The sequence below is a fragment of the Cellulosimicrobium marinum genome (genome assembly GCF_020551945.1).
GTDB classification, from domain to species: domain Bacteria; phylum Actinomycetota; class Actinomycetes; order Actinomycetales; family Cellulomonadaceae; genus Cellulosimicrobium; species Cellulosimicrobium marinum.
Map to the genome: position 1 here is coordinate 224,360 of NZ_JAJBZH010000001.1, position 17,910 is coordinate 242,269.

A 17,910-nucleotide genomic window follows, 5' to 3' on the forward strand; every position below is an offset into this window, starting at 1 on the left:
GCTGCGCGCACCGGGAGCAGGAGCCTCGGAGGTGAGCATGGGCGGATCGCCGGGCCTCGGCACCGACCTGCCCGCGCACGTCCTCGAGCTCTGCGCGCGGGCGATGGAGGGTGCCGGCGTCGCGATGTTCGTCACCGGCTCGCGTGCGCACGGGATGCCGATCGTGTGGGTGAACAAGGCGTTCGAGCGTCAGACGGGCTTCGCCGCGCAGGACGTCGTCGGGCGCAGCCCTCGCGCCCTGGAGGCGCTGCTCACCGAGCCGGTGGACGCCGACGAGCTGCGTCTCGCGATCGCCCAGGGCCGGGAGATCACCCAGACGGTGCGGGCCCGTCGCCGGGACGGTGCGCCCGTGTGGGCCCAGCTCTCGCTCGCTCCGCTGGCGGGTCCCGACGGCGAGGTCACGCACTGGGTCGGGGTCCAGGTCGACGTGTCCGAGCACCTGGAGCGCTACGCCGCGCAGGTCGCGTCCCTCGCGCTGGAGCGTCGCGAGCGGGCCGTGCTCGACGTCGTCGCGCGAAGCTCGGACCTGCTCGCGGACCTCGACCAGCCGTACGCGCTGCGCGACATCACGGAGCTGCTCACGGGGTACGTGGTCGACTGGGCCGGGTTCTACCTCAACGACGACGGGCTGCGGTTCGCGGAGGGGGTGGACACGGCGGCACCGCCGAGCGGGCGCGGACAGCGTCACGGGCGGTACACGCCCGGTGCGCTGGTCTCCGCCTCCGGCCCCCACGACACGGACGCGCTGGGGGACTCGCCCGTCCCGGACGCCCCCACCCGCGCGCGGCTGGTCGACGTCCCGGACCGGGTCCAGGACCTCCTCGACGGCCGGGTCGAGGGGCCGGTGACGCTGGACCTCGGCACGGCGTACCCGCAGTGGTCGGCGTCCGGCTGGATCCAGCGGGACCTGGAGCACCGCCACGCGCGGTTCGCGCAGCGGCCGCGCACGGTGACGGTCTTCGCCGTGCCCGGTCGGCGCCGGATCCTCGGTCTGCTCGTGACGAGCGGCGACCCGCACCCGCCCGAGGACGGCTCCGGCGGCGTCGAGCTGGACGTCCAGGCGGGGGTGCACACCCTCCTGGAGGTCATCGCGCGCCGCGCCGGGACGGCGATCGACAACGTGCGGCTCTACGCCCGGGAGCACCGTCTCGCGGAGACGCTGCAGCGCGCGATGCTGCCCGAGCAGGCGGACGTCACCGGGCTCGACGTGTGGACGTACTACGCGCCGAACTCCGAGCACGCCCAGGTGGGCGGGGACTGGTACGACGTCCTGCAGATCACGCCGGACGTCGTCGGCCTGGTCATCGGTGACGTCGTGGGGCACGACGTCGAGGCGGCGGCCGCGATGGGACAGCTCCGCAGCGTGGTGCGCTCGTACGCGTACGAGCTGACGACGCCCGGCCCGGTGCTGGACCGCGTGGACCAGCTCGTCCAGGGCATGCGGATCCCGCGCTCCGCGAGCCTCGTCTACGCGGCGCTGACGCGGCCGGACGCGACGGACCCGGACGACGTGTGGCGCATCGAGTACTCCCGCGCGGGCCATCTCCCGCCGCTCCTGCTGCGCGACGGCGACGTCACCCAGCTCGACGACGCGGGCGGCGCGCTCGTGGGGTTCGGCGCCCGCAGCCGGTCGACCGGGGTCGTGTCGCTGCGCCCGGGCGACACCCTCGTCTTCTACACCGACGGCCTCATCGAGCGGCGCGACCGCGCGCTGCGGGTGGGCCTGGACGCGCTCGTCGCGGCGTCGGGCGTCATCACCGCCGTCGACGCCGCGGGCGTGGGCGAGGAGCTGCTGTCCCGTCTCGCGGACGCCCCGGAGGACGACGTCGCCCTCGTCGTCGTGCGCATCCCCGACCCGGTGGGTGACGCGTCGGCGGTCGTCCTCAGCCCGCGCAGCCGCCGCTGGCTGCTGCCGAGCGAGCCGGCGTCGATCGGGCGGGCGCGCCACGCCGTCGTGCGGACGTGCCAGGCGTGGGGGGTGCGGGACAGCGCGAACGCGGAGCTCGTGGTGTCGGAGCTGGTCGCGAACGGCGTGCTGCACGGGTGGGGGCACCTCGCGCTGCGCCTGTTCGACACGGGCGACGGGATCCGCGTCGAGGTCGAGGACTCCAACCCCGCACCGCCGGTCCCGACGGACGGTCACGCCAACCGCATGGGCGGCTTCGGCATGCAGATCGTGGAGCGGCTCGCGGACTGGGGGTGGCGGCCGACGACGGCCGGCAAGCTCGTGTGGGCGACGCTGCGGCCCGCGTCCCCCCGCTGAGTCCTGCGCCGTTCGCTCGCTTCGGGCGCCCGCGTGGTCGGGCCGGTCAGGTGCGGGGCTCGACCTTGGCGAAGCCCGACGGCGGCGTGGCGGGCTCGCAGCGGTGGTCGCCGTCGATGCGGAACAGCTCGAGCGCCCCGCACACCTCGAGGACGAACAGGTCGCGGTCGTCGCACCCGCGCAGCACCGTGGCCCCGCCGCGCTTGCGACCGGCGTCGGCGAGGGAGATGAGGAACGCGGCGCCGGTGGAGTCCATGAACGTGACGCGGCACATGTCGATGACGAGGAGCTGACGCCGCAGCCCCACCACCCGGGCCGCGATCTCGGGGAACTGGTCGCGCTCGGCGAGATCCAGGTCCCCGGCGATGACGAGGGTCGTCGTCGCAGGGGAGGTGGCGATCTCGATCATGCCCTCGACTCTAGACGCCGCTCCGGCAGCATGCCCGTCCACGGCCGACCATGCGCCTGTGGCCCGTCCCGACGCCGGAACGGGCCACAGGCGCATGCTCGGCGGGCGCGAACCGCAGGGTCGTCAGCGCAGGGCGCGCACCGCGTCGGCGGACGTGCCGCAGTCGCGCAGGAACGCCTCGCAGCGCTCGGCCTCGTCGATCTCGCCGATGTACGCCGCGCACTCCGCGAGCGCGAGGAGCGCGCGCAGGAAGCCCTGGTTGGGGACGTGGTCGGCGGGCACGGGGCCCTGACCGCGCCAGCCGGCGCGACGCAGCGCGTCGAGCCCGCGGTGGTAGCCCGTGCGGGCGAACGCGTACGCGGTGACGGCGCCCTTGGAGCCGTTCTCGTGCAGGTAGTCCTCGGCGAGGAACGCCCAGGCGAGCGACGACGCGGGCTCGCGGGCCGCGACCTCGTACGGGTCGCCGCCCGCGTCGAGGGCGTCGCGCACGGCGGCGAAGTCGTCGGGGAGGTGGACCGGTGCCGGCCCGTCGAGCAGGTTGCGGTGGGAGTCGCTCATGACCTCATTGTGCCGAACCCCGGGGTGCGCGGCAGCGTCCTGGCCCGCCGTGAAGGTCATGGGCGGGTAAACTCGTCGCGGTCCCCGGGTGACTGCCGCCCGGGCGACGCCTCGGGCTCGCGGGGGACGCGCCGTCGGGCACGACCCCGCCCCGCCGCGCGGACCACCGTGCGCGACTGACCGGCCCGAGGAACAGGCAGTCGAAAGTGGGGAATCCATGCCAGGCGTGGTGCTCGTCGGTGCCCAGTGGGGCGACGAAGGCAAGGGCAAGGCGACCGACCTCCTCGGGTCGCGCGTCGACTACGTGGTGAAGTTCAACGGCGGCAACAACGCCGGCCACACCGTCGTCATCGGCGACGAGAAGTACGCGCTGCACCTGCTGCCCTCGGGCATCCTGTCGCCGGGCGTCACGCCCGTCATCGCGAACGGCGTCGTCGTCGACATCGACGTGCTGTTCCAGGAGCTCGACGACCTGGTCGCGCGCGGAGTCGACGTGTCGAAGCTCCTCGTCTCGGGCTCGGCGCACGTCATCGCCGGCTACCACCGCACGATCGACAAGGTGAGCGAGCGGTTCCTCGGCAAGCGCCGCATCGGCACGACGGGTCGCGGCATCGGCCCGGCCTACGCGGACAAGATCAACCGCGTCGGCATCCGCATCTGGGACCTGTTCGACGAGAAGATCCTCGCGGAGAAGATCGAGGGCGCGCTCGACCAGAAGAACCACCTGCTGGTCAAGGTGTACAACCGCCGCGCGATCACCGTCGACGAGACCGTCGAGGAGCTGCTCCAGTACGCCGAGCGCGTCAAGCCGATGGTCGCCGACACCTCCGTCGTGCTGAACAAGGCGCTCGACGCGGGCAAGAACGTCCTCTTCGAGGGCGGTCAGGCGACGATGCTCGACGTCGACCACGGCACCTACCCGTTCGTCACGTCGTCCAACGCGACGGCGGGCGGCGCGCTCACCGGCTCCGGCGTCGGGCCCACGCGCATCGGGTCGGTCATCGGCGTCATCAAGGCGTACACGACCCGCGTGGGCGAGGGGCCGTTCCCCACCGAGCTGTTCGACGACCACGGCGAGTACCTGCTCAAGCAGGGCGGCGAGTACGGCGTGACGACGGGCCGCGCCCGCCGCTGCGGCTGGTACGACTCCGTCATCGCCCGCTACGCGACGCGCGTCAACGGCATCACCGACATGGTGCTCACGAAGCTCGACATCCTCACCGGGTTCGAGAAGGTCCCCGTCTGCGTCGCGTACGACGTCGACGGCGTGCGGCACGACGAGATGCCGCTCGACCAGACGGCGTTCCACCACGCGACGCCGGTCTACGAGGAGCTCGACGGGTGGTGGGAGGACATCTCCGGCGCCCGGACGTTCGAGGACCTGCCCGTCAACGCGCAGCGCTACGTGCTCGCGCTGGAGGAGATGTCGGGCACGCGCATCTCCGCGATCGGCGTGGGCCCGAGCCGCGACGCGATCATCCCGCGGCACGACCTCATCCACTGATCCGCGGACCTGTCAGCGCCTCGCAGGCCCCGGGGTCGGTGAGACGCTGACAGGTCGCCCGACGGCCCTCGGTAGACTCGGCGCCCGTGAAGATCCTCGTCGTCGGTACCGGTGCCCGCGAGCACGCCATCGTCCACGCCCTCGCGCACGAGGCCGGCCGTCTCGGCACGGCCCCGCACGAGCTGCACGCGGCGCCCGGCAACCCGGGCATCGCCGACCACGCGACGCTGCACCGCGTCGACCAGAACGACGGCGCGGCGGTCGCGGCGCTCGCGACGGAGCTCGGGGCCGACCTCGTCGTCGTCGGCCCGGAGGCACCGCTCGTCGCCGGGGTCGGTGACGCGGTGCGTGCGGCGGGGATCCCGGTCTTCGGCCCGTCCGCGGAGGCGGCCCGCCTCGAGGGGTCGAAGGCGTTCGCCAAGGAGGTCATGGCCGCGGCGTCCGTCCCGACGGCGCTCGCGCACGTGTGCACCGACGTCGACGAGGTGGCCGCGGCGGTCGACGCGTTCGGCGCGCCCTACGTCATCAAGGACGACGGACTCGCCGCGGGCAAGGGCGTCGTCGTCACGGAGGACCGTCAGGCCGCGCTCGAGCACGCCGCCGCGTGCTTCGCGTCCCCGCGCGTCGGCGCCGACGGCACGCCCGAGGACCCCCGTGTCGTCGTCGAGGAGTACCTCGACGGCCCCGAGGTGTCACTGTTCTGCCTGTCCGACGGCGCGACGGTCGTCCCGCTGCAGCCCGCCCAGGACTTCAAGCGCGCGTTCGACGCCGACGCCGGGCCCAACACGGGCGGGATGGGCGCGTACAGCCCGCTGCCGTGGGCGCCGTCGGGCCTCGTCGAGGAGGTCGTCAGCCGGGTCGCGCAGCCGACGGTCGACGAGATGGCGCGGCGCGGCACGCCGTTCGTGGGCGTGCTGTACGTCGGCCTCGCGCTGACGAGCCGCGGGACGCGCGTCGTCGAGTTCAACGCGCGCTTCGGCGACCCGGAGACGCAGTCGGTTCTCGCGCGCCTGCGCACCCCGCTGTCCGCGGTGATGCTCGCGGCGGCGCAGGGTCGGCTCGCGGACCAGCCGGCGCTCTCGTGGTCCGACGACGCGTCGGTCACCGTGGTCGTCGCGGCGCAGGGCTACCCGGGCGCGGTGCGCAGCGGCGACCCGATCACCGGGATCGACGCGGCCGAGGACGTCGAGGGCGTGCACGTGCTCCACGCCGGCACGTCGCGCGACGCCGACGGCGCGCTGGTCGCCTCCGGCGGTCGCGTGCTGTCCGTCGTCTCTCGCGGCGCCGACCTCGCCGACGCACGCCGCCGCGCGTACGCGGCCGTCGACCGGATCGTCCTGCCCGGCTCGCACCACCGCACCGACATCGCCGCGAAGGCCGCGGCGGGCGAGGTCACGCTCGCGGGCTGAGGCCGCGCCACCACGAGGTTCCTCGCCGTCGAGCACGCGGTTGCTGTCGCGAAGCGCCGGATAGCGGCAGCAACCTCGTGCTCGGCGAGCTGGTGGGTCAGGTGTACGACCCGACCTGGCCGTCGTCGGGGTCGTCGAGGGCGCCCAGCAGGCCCGGGGAGGAGCCGAGCAGCGAGCGCGTGATGCGCTCGGCGTCGCCGGTCATCTCCTCGACGGCGGTCCGCAGGTCGGCGTCGGTGACGTCGTGCCCGGCCTCCGCCGCGCGCAGGACCGCACGGCGGATCGCCTCCTTGACGAACGACGCCGTGACGCCGTCGGTCCGGTCCGCCGCGTCGTCGAGCGCGTCCGCGGAGAACGGCAGGCCGGAGCGGTAGAGCTCGAACAGGCGGCGGCGCGCGTCGCGGTCGGGCAGGGGGATCTCGACGGCGAGGTCGACCCGGCCGGGCCGCTGCGCCAGGGCGTGCTCCAGCAGGTCGGCCCGGTTCGTCGTGAGCACGAACGCGACGTCGGCGTCGTTGCCCAGGCCGTCCATCGCGTCCAGCACCTCGAACAGCAGGGGCTGGGGCCCGTCGTGGAACGAGCGGTCCTCGGCGATGAGGTCGCAGTCCTCCAGGACGACGACGGCGGGCTGCAGCGCGCGGGCCGTCTCAGCGGCGAGGCGCACGAGCCGCAGCGCTCCGCCCGCGAGCAGGACGACGGTCGTCCCGGGGCTCTCGCCGACGAGGTGGCGCACCGTGTGCGTCTTGCCCGTCCCGGGAGGGCCGTAGAGCAGGACGCCGCGCTTGAGGTGCTGCCCCGCCCCGCGCAGCGCGTCGCGGTGCCGCGCGACCCCGACGACCTGGCGCTCGACCCTCGCCAGGGTGCCCTCCGGGAGCACGACGTCCGACGCGGGGACGCGCTCGCGCGGCAGGAACGTCATGCCGCCCGCCTCGGGGCCGTAGTCGGAGGCCGCGAAGGTCACGACCTGGCCGCGCAGCACGCTGTGCTCGATCATCGCGGCGCGGAGCTCGGCGAGCAGCGCGAGCGCCGCGTCCTCGTCGGCGCACAGGACCTCCAGCGCGGACTCGTTCCCGTGGCGAGGGCTCCCGGCCCGCTGCAGGACGGCGACCGGCGACCCGTCGTAGCCGAACAGGTGCAGCCCGAACGCGACGGTCCGCCGCTCCGACTCCGGCCCGGTCGCGGCGCGCGCGTAGTCCACCGCGCCGAGGGGGAACTGGTTCCACTGCGCCGACTGCTCGACGATCTCGGAGAACGACGTGTGCATGCGCTGTTCGCCGCCCCCGACCCCGACGAGCGTGCCGCCGCCGTGGCGCGCCACGACGACCTCCAGGGCGACGTCCGCGTCGACGGTCCGCAGGGCGGAGACGGTCTCGGTGAGGACGGGCAGTGCGCGCGGGTCCGTGCCGAGGTGGTCGCGCAGCGCGTCGGCGACGGACCGCTGGGCGGGGCCCCTGCTCTGCTGGGCGTGCTGGTTGGCGACCTCCATGAAGGTCGCGAACGTGTCGAGGAAGCGCGCGACGGCGGGGTCGTCGGTGACGGGCCCGTGCGCGGCGTCACCGGTGGACCCCGGGGCGGCGGCGAAGAACATGGTGCGACACTAGGGCCCGTGACCGACACCCCCCTGGATCCCGCACCGGCGCTCTCGCTCGGCGAGGCGGACGGGTTCGACACCGCGACGCTCGACCTGCCAGGATGGCGGCACGCCTACTCCGGCAAGGTCCGTGACCTGTACGAGCCGGACCTGCCCGCGCTCGGCGGCGTGCACCCGCTCGGCGACGTCGTGCTCGTCGTCGCGAGCGACCGGGTCAGCGCGTTCGACCACGTCCTGTCGCCCGGGATCCCCGACAAGGGGGTCGTGCTCACGCAGCTCAGCCTCTGGTGGTTCGACCAGCTCGCGGACCTCGTGCCGAACCACGTGGTCTCGACGGAGGTGTCCGCCGAGCCGGGTGACGGCCTGGTGCCCGACGTCGTGGCGGGTCGCGCCATGATCTGCCGCCGCCTCGACATGTTCCCCGTCGAGTGCGTCGCACGCGGCTACCTCACCGGCTCCGGGCTCGTGGAGTACCGCGCGGGCGGTGCGGTGTGCGGGGTGCCGCTCCCCGACGGGCTCGTGGACGGGTCGCGACTGCCGCAGCCGGTCTTCACGCCCGCGACGAAGGCCGCGGTCGGCGAGCACGACGAGAACGTGTCGTTCGAGGTGGTCGCGGAGCGGATCGGGGCCGACGCCGCGACGCGACTGCGCGACCTCACGCTCGCCGTGTACGCGCGGGCCGAGGAGGTCGCGCGCGAGCGCGGCGTGATCCTCGCGGACACCAAGCTGGAGTTCGGCGTCGACCCGACCAGCGGCGCGACGGTCCTCGGCGACGAGGTGCTCACGCCCGACTCGTCGCGGTTCTGGCCGGCCGACCAGTGGGAGCCGGGCCGCGCCCAGCCGAGCTTCGACAAGCAGTTCGTGCGCGACTGGCTCGCGTCGCCCGCGTCCGGCTGGGACCGCGCGAGCGACACGCCGCCGCCGTCGTTGCCCGCCGACGTCGTCACCCGCACCCGGGCGCGCTACCTCGAGGCGTACGAGCGCCTGACGGGCTCGCCCCTCGCCTGACCCGATCACGCGCTCCGGGTGGCCGCCCGGAGGTAGACGTGCCCGCTCGGCGCCGTCCAGCGCACGGTCCCGTCCCGCAGGAGCGCCGGGCGCCAGCCGTCGCGGGCGCGCGCCACGCGGTGGGGACGGCACAGGGAGACGAGGTTCGCGGCGTCGTGCGCGTCCTCGTCGCCGGGCCGGGGTGCCACCACGTGGTCGAGGTCGCACCGGAACGCGGGGACGGCGCAGCCCGGGAACGTGCACGTGACGTCGCGGGCGAGCACCGCCGCGACGGTGCCGGACGTGGGTCGTCCGGGAGCGGGGAGGCGTGGGGGCGTCATGACCGGTCTCCGTCCTGCTGGGGGTGAGCCGTGCGAGGGCGAGGAAGGGGCAGGACCTCGCCCCCGCACGGGTGGTCGAGCGTGCGTCTCGAACACGTGTTCGACAGTAGCGGCTGCCGCCGACATCGTCGTGGAGGCGTGGACGGGTGTCTCGGTCGCCGTCGCCGTAGGTGACCAGGGAAGGTGCGCGTGGCGCCCCTTGGCCTGATAGGTCGTCGTGCGATATATATCGACCATGGATCCCGTGCCGCGTGGCGGCTTCCGCATGACCGAGCAGGCGTACCTCGTGCTGCTCGCCCTCACCGAGGAACGGCGCCACGGGTACGGCGTGATCCAGGCCGTGCGCGACCTCTCGGGAGGTCGGACCCGGCTCGGCGCGGGCACGCTCTACGGCAACCTCGACCGGCTGCTGGCGGCGGGACTCGTCGTCGACGCGGGTGAGGAGGTCGTCGACGGGCGGCTGCGGCGCTACTACCGCGCCACGGACGACGGACGCCGCGCCGCGCGCGCCGAGACCTTGCGGCTCGCCGCGCTCGCCGAGCGGGCGAGGCGCACGCTCGGGCGCGACCCCGGGGTCGACGGGGCGGTCGGGGGCCGGGCATGACCGCCGACGACGGGGCGGCCCGCGACCGCGGGCCGAGGCCACGCCGGGGCGAGGCCTCGGAGCGCTACGAGCGCTCCGCGCGCCTCTGGCTCCGCGCCTACCCGCGGCGGTGGCGCGTCGCCCACGAGGAGGAAGCCGTCGCCGTGCTTCTCGACCTCGCGCCGACCGCGGCCGGCGGTGGGCACCTGGCGGCAGGGATCGGGGCGCGCGAGGCGTGGGGCCTCCTCCGGTCCGGGTGGTCGCTGCGCCGGCGCGAGCACCCGCCCCTCGGCCGGTGGCTGCTCTATAGGCTGTTCGACGTGCGACTCCCCGCACGGTACTGGTGGTGGGTCGCCGACGACGTCCAGGGCGCGCTGTTCGCCTGGCGCCTCGGTGTGTTCAACGCCGTCGTGACGCTGCAGGTCGTCTACGGGTTGCCGCTGCTCGGGCAGCTCGTGGGCATCGAGAACATGACACTCCTCCCCGTGTGGTTCGTCGCGACCCTCCTCGTCGTCCTGGTCGTCTCCGGCTTCCTCTGGCGGGAGCGGAACGTCGCCCGGGCATGGCGCAAGCACGTGGTCTTCGGGAACCTCCCGGCGGGAGTCCCGCCCGCCGTCGACGGCTGACCGGGTCGCGGCCGGACAGCGCGTGACGGCCGCGGTGGGCATCGCCCGGAGCGCGCTGGTGGCGCGGGTAGACTGTGGCCCGGAATCCCGCCGTCGGCTCCCGCTCGTCCCGTCGCACCGGCCGTCCCAGACGCCCACGACGTGGCCGGGATCCCGGAGCCCCGGCCCTCCCGCACTCATCGTCAAGGAGCCCCCGTGGGACGCGTCGTCGTCGAGGTCATGCCCAAGCCCGAGATCCTGGACCCGCAGGGCAAGGCCGTCGTCGGGGCGCTGCCGCGCCTCGGCTTCACCCAGTTCACCTCGGTGCGCCAGGGCAAGCGGTTCGAGCTCGAGGTCGAGGGCGACGTCACGCCCGAGATCCTCGCCGCCGCCCAGGAGGCCGCGACCACGGTCCTGTCGAACCCGGTCATCGAGGACGTCGTGCGCGTCGCCGACGCCGCGACCGACGCCGCCGGCACGGTCACGGCCGAGGGCCTCGCCTGATGAGCGCCACCGCGGGCGCCACGGCGCTGGCCACGGCTCGCGTCGGCGTCGTCACCTTCCCCGGGACGCTCGACGACCGTGACGCCGCGCGCGCCGTCCGGCTGGCGGGCGGCGAGCCCGTGGCGCTGTGGCACGCGGACGCCGACCTGCACGGCGTCGACGCGGTCGTGCTGCCGGGCGGCTTCTCGTACGGCGACTACCTGCGCGCCGGTGCGATCAGCCGCTTCGCGCCCGTCATGACGTCCCTCGTCGCCGCGGCGAAGGGCGGCCTGCCGGTCCTCGGCATCTGCAACGGCTTCCAGGTCCTCACCGAGGCGCACCTCCTGCCCGGGTCGATGATCAAGAACGACCACCTGCACTTCGTCTGCCGCGAGCAGACGCTCGTCGTGGAGAACGCGGACACCGCCTGGACCCGCGACTACACGACCGGGCAGCGCATCACCGTGCCGCTGAAGAACCAGGACGGCCAGTTCGTCGCCGACGAGCGCACGCTCGACGAGCTCGAGGGGGAGGGCCGCGTCGTCTTCCGCTACGACGGCTGGAACCCCAACGGGTCGCGCCGCAACATCGCCGGCATCTCGAACGCCGCGGGCAACGTCGTCGGCCTCATGCCGCACCCCGAGCACGCCGTCGAGGCAGGCTTCGGTCCCGCCTCCGCGGCGGGACCGCGCGCCGGGACGGACGGCCTCGGCTTCTTCACCTCGGTGCTGAGCACGCTCGTCCAGCGGTGACCGTCGCGGTGCGCGGGGCCGACGGCGCCCCGTCGGCCGGACGGTCGGCCGCCACGGTGCGCGTGGTGGCCGGGGACGACGCCGCGGCGCTCGCCCTGTTCGCCCACCAGCAGGCCGAGCTCGCGGAGCGGTACGGCGAGCCGGACACCGGCACGTTCGACCCCGCGGACCTCCTCGCGGCCGTCGTCGTGCACGACGGTGCGGCGGACGCCGAGCCGGTGGCGTGCGTGGCACTGCGCGACGTGTCGGCCACCGACGACGGGCGGGGCGGCCTGCACCCGGCCCGCACCGGCGAGGTCAAGCGCCTGTACGTCGCCCGCGAGCACCGGGGACGGGGGCACGCGCGCGCCGCGATGGACGCGCTGCACGCCCACGCCGCGGCGTCGGGCCTGGAGCGGCTGGTCCTGGAGACGGGGACGCGGCAGCCCGAGTCGGTCGACCTGTACCTCGACCTCGGCTACGCGCCGACGGAGCCGTACGGGCACTACGCGGGCACGCCGCTCACCCGCTGCTTCGCGCTCGAGCTCCCCGGCGACGACACCGCGCCGACCTCTGCGCCGACTTCCGGTCCCGTCACCGCCCCGGTGGCCGCGCCGGGAGCGCGCGCGGTCGTCGAGGTCCGTGCGACCACGTGGGACGACCCCGTGGCGGCCGGGCTGCGCCGCGAGATGCACGAGACGTCCTCGGTGGTGCTCTACCCCGAGCTGCTGCCGGGGTTCGAGGCCGCCGGCGGGTTCGACGCCGTCGACGCGCGGCTCGGCGAGGGGGTCGTGGCGTCGCTCGTGGCGTGGCGCGCCGACGAGCCGGTCGGGTGCGCGTTCCTGCGCGAGGTGCCCGGCGCCGTGCGGGACGTGCACGGCGAGGCCCTGGAGGTGAAGAAGGTCTTCGTCCGCGACCACGCCCGCCGCTCGGGCGTCGCACGGGCGCTCATGGCGGCGGCGGAGCACGAGGCCCGCGGTGCGGGAGCGGCGACGCTCCTGCTCGAGACGGGGCGACGCCAGCCGCAGGCCGTGGCGCTGTACCGCTCCCTGGGGTTCCGCGTCGTGCTGCCCTACCCGCCGTACGACGACGACCCGCTGGGCATCGGGCTCTGCTTCGCCAAGCCGCTGACCTGACGCGCGAGATGTCCTGGTTCGGGGGCCTTCGGCCCGATAGGGTGCGGGAGTGCTCCCCACCCTTCCCGCCGCGTTCTCCGTGCCCGTGCTGCTCGGTGAGCTGCTGGGATGGGTCCTCGGGGTCGTCGCGCTCGTCCCGGGCCGCGTGGGTGTCGTCGCCGTCGAGGTCCGCGAGACGGTCACGGCGTGGGGCATCCCCGTCGCCGAGCTGAGCGACCTCTACGCGGGCTTCCCGGCGCGGCTCGCGGTGGCCGTGCTCGTGGTCGCCGTCGTGAGCGCGACCGCCGCGATCGTGCACGGGCTGCGCGAGCGCCGCCGTGCGGCGCGCCCGCGTCGCTGACCGCGCCGGGCGTCAGGAGGTCAGCAGCGGGCGGACCTCGTGCCCGAGGAACCGGACGAAGCCGTCGAGGTCCGGCTCGTCGGCCGTCGGCTGGATCGCGACCGCCGTCGCGTCCGCGTCGGCGAGCGCGAGCACCGCGTCGGCGACCGCACGGGCGTCGCCCGCCGCGCCGATCCCGATGCCGGCCTCCCGACCCCACAGGGGCACCTCCCGGTCGACGCGCTCCTGCGCTCCCGGACCCGTCGCGGTGATGAGCGTGGCGTGCACGTCGAACACGTCCCGCCCCGCCTCGCCCGCGGCGGACCGCGCCGCAGCGGCCGTCTCGCGCACCTCCGCCGGGGTGTACGCGTTGGCGAGGATCAGCCCGTCGCCGAGCTCGCCCGCGAGCGCCACCGACCGCGGCCCGACGCCACCCAGCCACAGCGGGACCGGGACCGTGGGCGGCCAGTCCAGCCGGACGCGGTCGAGCGTCACGTAGCGGCCCGTGGTCGTGACCGCGTCGCCCGCGAGCAGCGCCCGCAGCGCCACGGTGTGCTCGCGCAGGAGCGTCAGGGGCGAGGAGGCTCGGACGCCCGCCTGGCCCATCCAGTCCTGCACCCCGTGGCCGACGCCGGCGACGAACCGCCCCGGGAAGGCGCGGCCCAGCGTGGCCACCTCCATCGCCGTGATCGCGGTACTGCGCAGCGGTGCGGGCATGAGGCCGAGCCCGACGCGCAGGTGCTCCGTCCACGCGAGCGCGGCCGCGGCGGACGCGAGCCCGCTCTGCTTGAAGCAGTCCTCCCACACCCACAGGTCGTCGAGGCCCGCGGCCTCGGCGCCGGTCGCGAGGGCGCGCAGCGACTCCGGGGCGTGGGTGGGCACGAACGCGATCCCGAGGCGAGGTGTCGTCATGCGCCCATCGTGCCCGACGCCTCCGACGCCGCCCGCAGGAAGTCGAGCTGCGCGGCGACGGACTGACGCGCGGCCGGGCGGACGGACGGCTCGACGTCGGCGTAGACGCGCTCGGTGACGCGCTCGACCGCGTCGTCGTCCCCGGGCGCGAGGCCGAGCTCCGCGAGCACCCCGCGCACCTGGGCGAGGCGCAGGAGCCGGTGCGTCCGGTACGCGCGGACGCGCGCGGCGAGGTCGTCGACCGCCGGGCCGTGCCCCGGCAGGCCCGTCGCCGGCCCGTCGCCGCACAGGGCCTCGATCACCTCGAGGCTCGCGAGGTAGGCGGCGAGCGAGCCGTCCGGCTCCGCGAGCACGGTCGTGCCCGTGCCGAGCACGGTGTCGCCGGTCAGCACGGTCGGGGAGGGGCCGTCGTCGGGCAGGACGAGGCACACCGAGTCCGCGGTGTGGCCGGGCGTCGCGACGACCTGCACGACGACGCCCGCGGCGCGGACCGTCTCGCCGTCCGCCAGGGGGTCGCCGCCGTGGCAGAACGCGGGGTCGGCGGCGCGCACCGGCGCGCCCGACAGCGCGTGCAGCCGTGCCGAGCCCGCCGTGTGGTCGGCGTGCCGGTGCGTGACGAGGACGAGCACCACGCACCCCGTCGCGGCGAGCGCCTCCAGGTGCGCGACGTCGTCGGGCCCGGGGTCCACGACGACGCACTCGGGCGAGCCCGGCGCGCGCAGGACGTACGAGCGCGTGCCGTCGAGCGTCATCGGTCCGGGGTTGTCGGCGCGCAGGACGGACGCGAGCCGCGTGATCGGGGTGGGGATCGCCGGCACGTCACACCACCCGGACCGGGCCGGGGTACCGGCCGACGACCTCGTCGTGCGTCACCAGCGTGATCCCCTCCGTCGCGGCCTGCGCGACGAGCAGCCGGTCGAACGGGTCGCGGTGGACGGGCGGGAGCAGCGCGACCGCGGCGGCGTGCGCGCCGGTGACGGCGAGCTCGACGAAACCGGCGCGCAGCAGCGCGCGCCGGAAGACACCGGCGTCGACCCGGAAGTCGGGGCGGTCCAGGCCGCGCTTGATCGCGATCTCCCAGATGCTCGCCGCGCTGAACCATGCGTCGACGTCCGGGTCGGCCAGGAGGTCGGTCGCCGCCGCGGGGAGGCGGTCGACCTCGTCGGCCGCCCAGAGCAGCAGATGCGTGTCGAGCAGGACTCTCACGGGTGACCCTCGAAGGAGTCCGCGATCTCGTCGCTCGCCCAGCGGTCGAAGTCGTCGGGGACGTGGGCCTGGCCGCGGAGGAACCCGAGGCGGCGCGTGGACGGCGGAGCGTCGCCGGTCGGCGTCAGCCGCGCGACGGGCTTGCCGGCGCGCGCGATGACGATCTCCTCCCCGGCCTCGACGTCGGCGAGGAGTCGCGACAGGTGGGTCTTCGCCTCGTGGACGTTGACGGTTCGCACTCGACCTCCCGAGAGCTGCGTGATGACTAGGCAGACTTAGTCAGTCTAGTTCAGTCCGATCCAGGCCAGGCCAGGCCAGGCCTCACCGGCCGCGCTGACGCAGGACCGCGGGCCGGCCCTCGTCCTCCCACTGGGCGAACCGCGCGTCGATCAGCGGCCCCACCTGGTCGTACGTGTCCCACGTGTCGGGGACGCGGTAGACGTCCTCGGGGTCGCCGTCTCCCGGGCTCACGGCGTCGACGTAGTCCTCCAGGTACAGGCCGCCGCCACCGTCGCTCTCGGGGTCGCCGTCCACGTCGTCCTCGCCCGCGTAGTACGCGTCGGCGAACGGGCGCGCGACGTCGTCGAGGTCGGCGGCGTCCAGACGACCCTGGCGAGCAGCGAGCACGAACGCACCGGGCGTCGTCGTCCGGTCCCGCAGCGCCTCCACCTCCGCCCCCGCGGCGTCGAGGAGCCCGGTCGAGGCGTGGTCGGCGAGCACCGCCCAGGCGAGGAACACGCCCAGGTGGGTCGCGCCCGCCGCGGGGCCGACGTCGGCCGGGTACCCCTCGCCGTCGTGGTGCCAGGCCGCGTCGTCGTACGTCGTCATGGTCGAGACGCTACCGCCCGGCGCGGTGCCCCGGCCGGTGCCGAGCACGACGTTGATGTCGCCATGCGTCGCAGAACGACGACAACCTCGTGCTCGAGGCGGAGGAACCTCGTGGTCAGGCGGCGAGCGCGCCCGCGAGCAGCTCGAGCGTGCGCGCGCGGCCCGGCGTCGCGTCGAGCGGCGCGTCGGCACGCTCCGCGGCCACCGGGACCACCATGACCTCGTCGACGCCGTGCCGTGCGGCGAGACGCCGGACCTCGGCGGCCGCGGCGTCGGGCGTCCCGACGGCCCAGCGCGCGAGCCCGTCCTCCACCATCTGCTCTGCCACGGCGTCGAGCGGCGACGCCTCGGCGTCCTCCACCGTCTCCAGCGCGGTGAGCGGACGACCCGTGCGCAGACGGGCCATCATGCGTGCCTGCGGGAGCGCGCGGGCGCGAGCCTCGTCGTCGGTGTCCGCCACGACCGCGTTCACCGTGAGGAACGTCTGCGGCTCGGGGAACGCCTCGCTCGGCCGGTAGCCGTCCCGGTACAGCGCGAGCACCTCGTCGACCCCCTGCCCCGAGAAGTGGTTCGCGAACACGTACGGCAGGCCGAGCTCGGCCGCGAGCCGCGCCGAGTAGTCGCTCGACCCGAGCAGCCACACCGTGGGCGTGCTCTGCGCCGCCGGGGTCGCGTGCACGTCGTACACCTGACCGCTCGTGAGGCGCAGGCGCGCGCCCTCCGGGCTCATCAGCGCGAGGATGTCGGTCACGTGCTGAGGGAAGCGGTCGACGTCGGCCGTCGGGCCCGTCGCGCGCAGGAGCTGCGTGACCACCGGGTCGGAGCCGGGCGCGCGGCCGAGTCCCAGGTCGACACGACCGGGCGCGACCGCCTCCAGCGCCGCGAACTGCTCGGCGACGACGAGCGGCGCATGGTTCGGCAGCATCACGCCGCCCGAGCCCACACGGATGCGCGACGTCACCGACGCCGCCGCGGCGATCATCACGGGCGGCGTCGACGCGGCCACCGCCGGCATGTTGTGGTGCTCCGCAAACCAGAACCGCTCGAGCCCGAGCCGGTCCGCGAGGCGGACGAGGTCGAGCGACGCGGCGACCGCCTGGGCGGTGGTCTGGCCCGAGCGCACGGGCACGAGGTCGAGGACGGACAGGCGGGGGGACGGCGCGGCGCCGGGCGAGGAGGTCATCACCGGCGACAACCCCGGGACGCCCGCGGGGCATTCCCGCGACGCGCCGAGCGCGTCGGATGGCGGTCCGGCAGAGGTCGCGGCATCATCGGCAGCACGAGGACGGTGAGGCGCCCACGAGGTCGTGGCGCCGGACCGTGGGACGAGACCCTGGGGCGAGGGGAGCGGCCGTGGACGAGGAGATCAACTTCCACGCCGACGTGGTGCTGTACTACGACTTCGACGGCATGCCCGTCGACGAACGGACCTGGCACGAGCTGCGCGGGGACGACCGGTCCGTCGTGGGCCTGGACGTCGTCGGAGGGTGGTCCGTGTTCACACGCTGGGTCGGGTACGACCGCTCCGAAGGGCGCATGCCGCTCATGTACTCGACCCGGGTCGAGCCCGGCGGTCTGTTCAGCTCGTCGTACACGCGCGAGGGCGCGGAGGTGCTGCACCGGCACGTGGTCGACGAGCTCGTCCGCGGGGAGCCCGCGTCCCGCGCGCTGTTCGACGTCGAGCCGTGGGAGTACCCCGGCTTCGCGTGACACGGCCTCTGGCCGCGAACGGCATGAGGGCGGTAACCTCGCGGCCATGTCCGACCCCGGTGCACACCACGCCCCCGACCACGCCCCGACCCGCCTGCCGCTGCCGCGCGTCGGCACGTTCCTGCTCGTCGTGGGCGCCGTGCTCCTCGTGTTCGGTGGGTTCGTGTTCCTCGCGACCGCCGACCGCGAGACGGACGTCAAGGCCGTCGGGTACGCCATGCACCTGGCGGGCGTCGCGATGCTGGTGGGCGGCCTCGTGGTCGTCGGGGTCCGGGCGGTCGCGCAGCGGCACCTGGAGGTCCTCGCCGCCCTACGCTCGCAGCGCTGACGAGCCG

At 75.0% G+C, this 17,910-nt stretch carries 22 protein-coding genes; 12 read left to right on the top strand and 10 right to left on the bottom strand.

Features of this window, described 5'->3' with window-relative positions; translation table 11 throughout:
- Positions 1–37 precede the first annotated feature (37 nt).
- Entirely contained in the window at positions 38–2,263 is a 2,226-nt protein-coding gene (locus LGQ04_RS00965; protein WP_229241608.1) for a SpoIIE family protein phosphatase, read from the top strand.
- Between the two features lie 46 nt (positions 2,264–2,309).
- Here the strand turns inward: LGQ04_RS00965 and LGQ04_RS00970 are convergent, their stop codons facing one another.
- A complete protein-coding gene (locus LGQ04_RS00970) occupies positions 2,310–2,672 on the bottom strand; it encodes an STAS domain-containing protein (RefSeq protein ID WP_229241609.1) in 363 nt (120 codons plus the stop codon).
- Positions 2,673–2,795: 123 nt separating this feature from the next.
- Positions 2,796–3,230 carry a DUF3151 domain-containing protein gene (locus LGQ04_RS00975; protein WP_229241610.1) on the bottom strand — a complete coding sequence of 145 codons (435 nt, stop codon included), beginning with the start codon at positions 3,228–3,230 and terminating at the stop codon, positions 2,796–2,798.
- 217 nt (positions 3,231–3,447) lie between these two features.
- Here LGQ04_RS00975 and LGQ04_RS00980 point away from each other — a divergent pair, with 217 nt between their 5' ends.
- Both LGQ04_RS00980 and purD read left to right on the top strand, forming a co-directional pair.
- Positions 3,448–4,734 (top strand): adenylosuccinate synthase, encoded by a 1,287-nt coding sequence (locus LGQ04_RS00980; protein WP_229241611.1) that lies wholly within the window; start codon positions 3,448–3,450, stop codon positions 4,732–4,734.
- Between the two features lie 86 nt (positions 4,735–4,820).
- Positions 4,821–6,143, top strand: coding sequence for a phosphoribosylamine--glycine ligase (gene purD / locus LGQ04_RS00985; RefSeq protein WP_229241612.1), 1,323 nt, complete (start codon positions 4,821–4,823; stop codon positions 6,141–6,143).
- Positions 6,144–6,240: 97 nt separating this feature from the next.
- Here purD and LGQ04_RS00990 read toward each other — a convergent pair whose 3' ends face one another.
- A complete protein-coding gene (locus LGQ04_RS00990; protein ID WP_229241613.1) occupies positions 6,241–7,731 on the bottom strand; it encodes an AAA family ATPase in 1,491 nt (496 codons plus the stop codon).
- A gap of 33 nt (positions 7,732–7,764) precedes the next feature.
- On the opposite strand from LGQ04_RS00990, the gene LGQ04_RS00995 reads away from it, so the two are divergent.
- A complete protein-coding gene (locus LGQ04_RS00995) occupies positions 7,765–8,742 on the top strand; it encodes a phosphoribosylaminoimidazolesuccinocarboxamide synthase (RefSeq protein ID WP_372469927.1) in 978 nt (325 codons plus the stop codon).
- Positions 8,743–8,747: 5 nt separating this feature from the next.
- On the opposite strand, the gene LGQ04_RS01000 is transcribed toward LGQ04_RS00995, so the two are convergent.
- Positions 8,748–9,062, bottom strand: coding sequence for an HNH endonuclease signature motif containing protein (locus tag LGQ04_RS01000; protein ID WP_229241614.1), 315 nt, complete (start codon positions 9,060–9,062; stop codon positions 8,748–8,750).
- A gap of 235 nt (positions 9,063–9,297) precedes the next feature.
- On the opposite strand from LGQ04_RS01000, the gene LGQ04_RS01005 reads away from it, so the two are divergent.
- The 6 genes from LGQ04_RS01005 to LGQ04_RS01030 all read left to right on the top strand — a co-directional run bounded on the left by LGQ04_RS01005 (position 9,298) and on the right by LGQ04_RS01030 (position 12,940).
- Entirely contained in the window at positions 9,298–9,666 is a 369-nt protein-coding gene (locus tag LGQ04_RS01005) for a PadR family transcriptional regulator (RefSeq protein WP_229241615.1), read from the top strand.
- Positions 9,663–10,271 carry a hypothetical protein gene (locus LGQ04_RS01010; protein ID WP_229241616.1) on the top strand — a complete coding sequence of 203 codons (609 nt, stop codon included), beginning with the start codon at positions 9,663–9,665 and terminating at the stop codon, positions 10,269–10,271. Before LGQ04_RS01005 ends, LGQ04_RS01010 begins: the two co-directional genes overlap by 4 nt.
- A 195-nt stretch (positions 10,272–10,466) precedes the next feature.
- Positions 10,467–10,754 (top strand): phosphoribosylformylglycinamidine synthase subunit PurS, encoded by a 288-nt coding sequence (gene purS, locus LGQ04_RS01015; RefSeq protein WP_229241617.1) that lies wholly within the window; start codon positions 10,467–10,469, stop codon positions 10,752–10,754.
- A complete protein-coding gene (gene purQ / locus LGQ04_RS01020) occupies positions 10,754–11,485 on the top strand; it encodes a phosphoribosylformylglycinamidine synthase subunit PurQ (protein ID WP_229241618.1) in 732 nt (243 codons plus the stop codon). Before purS ends, purQ begins: the two co-directional genes overlap by 1 nt.
- Positions 11,482–12,600 carry a GNAT family N-acetyltransferase gene (locus LGQ04_RS01025; RefSeq protein WP_229241619.1) on the top strand — a complete coding sequence of 373 codons (1,119 nt, stop codon included), beginning with the start codon at positions 11,482–11,484 and terminating at the stop codon, positions 12,598–12,600. The genes purQ and LGQ04_RS01025 overlap by 4 nt, the downstream gene beginning before the upstream one ends.
- 49 nt (positions 12,601–12,649) lie before the next feature.
- Complete coding sequence (locus LGQ04_RS01030; RefSeq protein WP_229241620.1) at positions 12,650–12,940, top strand: hypothetical protein; 291 nt, start codon at positions 12,650–12,652, stop codon at positions 12,938–12,940.
- Between the two features lie 12 nt (positions 12,941–12,952).
- On the opposite strand, the gene LGQ04_RS01035 is transcribed toward LGQ04_RS01030, so the two are convergent.
- From LGQ04_RS01035 to LGQ04_RS01060, 6 genes are all read right to left on the bottom strand, one after another.
- The gene (locus LGQ04_RS01035) at positions 12,953–13,831 is read right to left on the bottom strand and encodes an LLM class flavin-dependent oxidoreductase (RefSeq protein ID WP_229241621.1); all 879 of its coding nucleotides are present in this window, start codon (positions 13,829–13,831) and stop codon (positions 12,953–12,955) included.
- Complete coding sequence (locus LGQ04_RS01040; protein ID WP_229242358.1) at positions 13,828–14,583, bottom strand: MBL fold metallo-hydrolase; 756 nt, start codon at positions 14,581–14,583, stop codon at positions 13,828–13,830. The genes LGQ04_RS01035 and LGQ04_RS01040 overlap by 4 nt, the downstream gene beginning before the upstream one ends.
- A gap of 67 nt (positions 14,584–14,650) precedes the next feature.
- A complete protein-coding gene (locus tag LGQ04_RS01045; protein ID WP_229241622.1) occupies positions 14,651–15,037 on the bottom strand; it encodes a type II toxin-antitoxin system VapC family toxin in 387 nt (128 codons plus the stop codon).
- The gene (locus LGQ04_RS01050) at positions 15,034–15,276 is read right to left on the bottom strand and encodes a type II toxin-antitoxin system Phd/YefM family antitoxin (protein ID WP_229241623.1); all 243 of its coding nucleotides are present in this window, start codon (positions 15,274–15,276) and stop codon (positions 15,034–15,036) included. The genes LGQ04_RS01045 and LGQ04_RS01050 overlap by 4 nt, the downstream gene beginning before the upstream one ends.
- Positions 15,277–15,358: 82 nt before the next feature.
- Positions 15,359–15,865, bottom strand: a complete 507-nt coding sequence (locus tag LGQ04_RS01055; RefSeq protein ID WP_229241624.1) for a DUF7832 domain-containing protein — start codon at positions 15,863–15,865, stop codon at positions 15,359–15,361.
- Positions 15,866–15,980: 115 nt separating this feature from the next.
- Complete coding sequence (locus LGQ04_RS01060; protein ID WP_229241625.1) at positions 15,981–17,048, bottom strand: LLM class flavin-dependent oxidoreductase; 1,068 nt, start codon at positions 17,046–17,048, stop codon at positions 15,981–15,983.
- 170 nt (positions 17,049–17,218) lie between these two features.
- On the opposite strand from LGQ04_RS01060, the gene LGQ04_RS01065 reads away from it, so the two are divergent.
- Together LGQ04_RS01065 and LGQ04_RS01070 are read left to right on the top strand one after the other, a co-directional pair.
- Complete coding sequence (locus LGQ04_RS01065) at positions 17,219–17,575, top strand: hypothetical protein (protein ID WP_229241626.1); 357 nt, start codon at positions 17,219–17,221, stop codon at positions 17,573–17,575.
- 46 nt (positions 17,576–17,621) lie between these two features.
- Complete coding sequence (locus tag LGQ04_RS01070) at positions 17,622–17,903, top strand: hypothetical protein (RefSeq protein ID WP_229241627.1); 282 nt, start codon at positions 17,622–17,624, stop codon at positions 17,901–17,903.
- Positions 17,904–17,910: the final 7 nt, after the last annotated feature.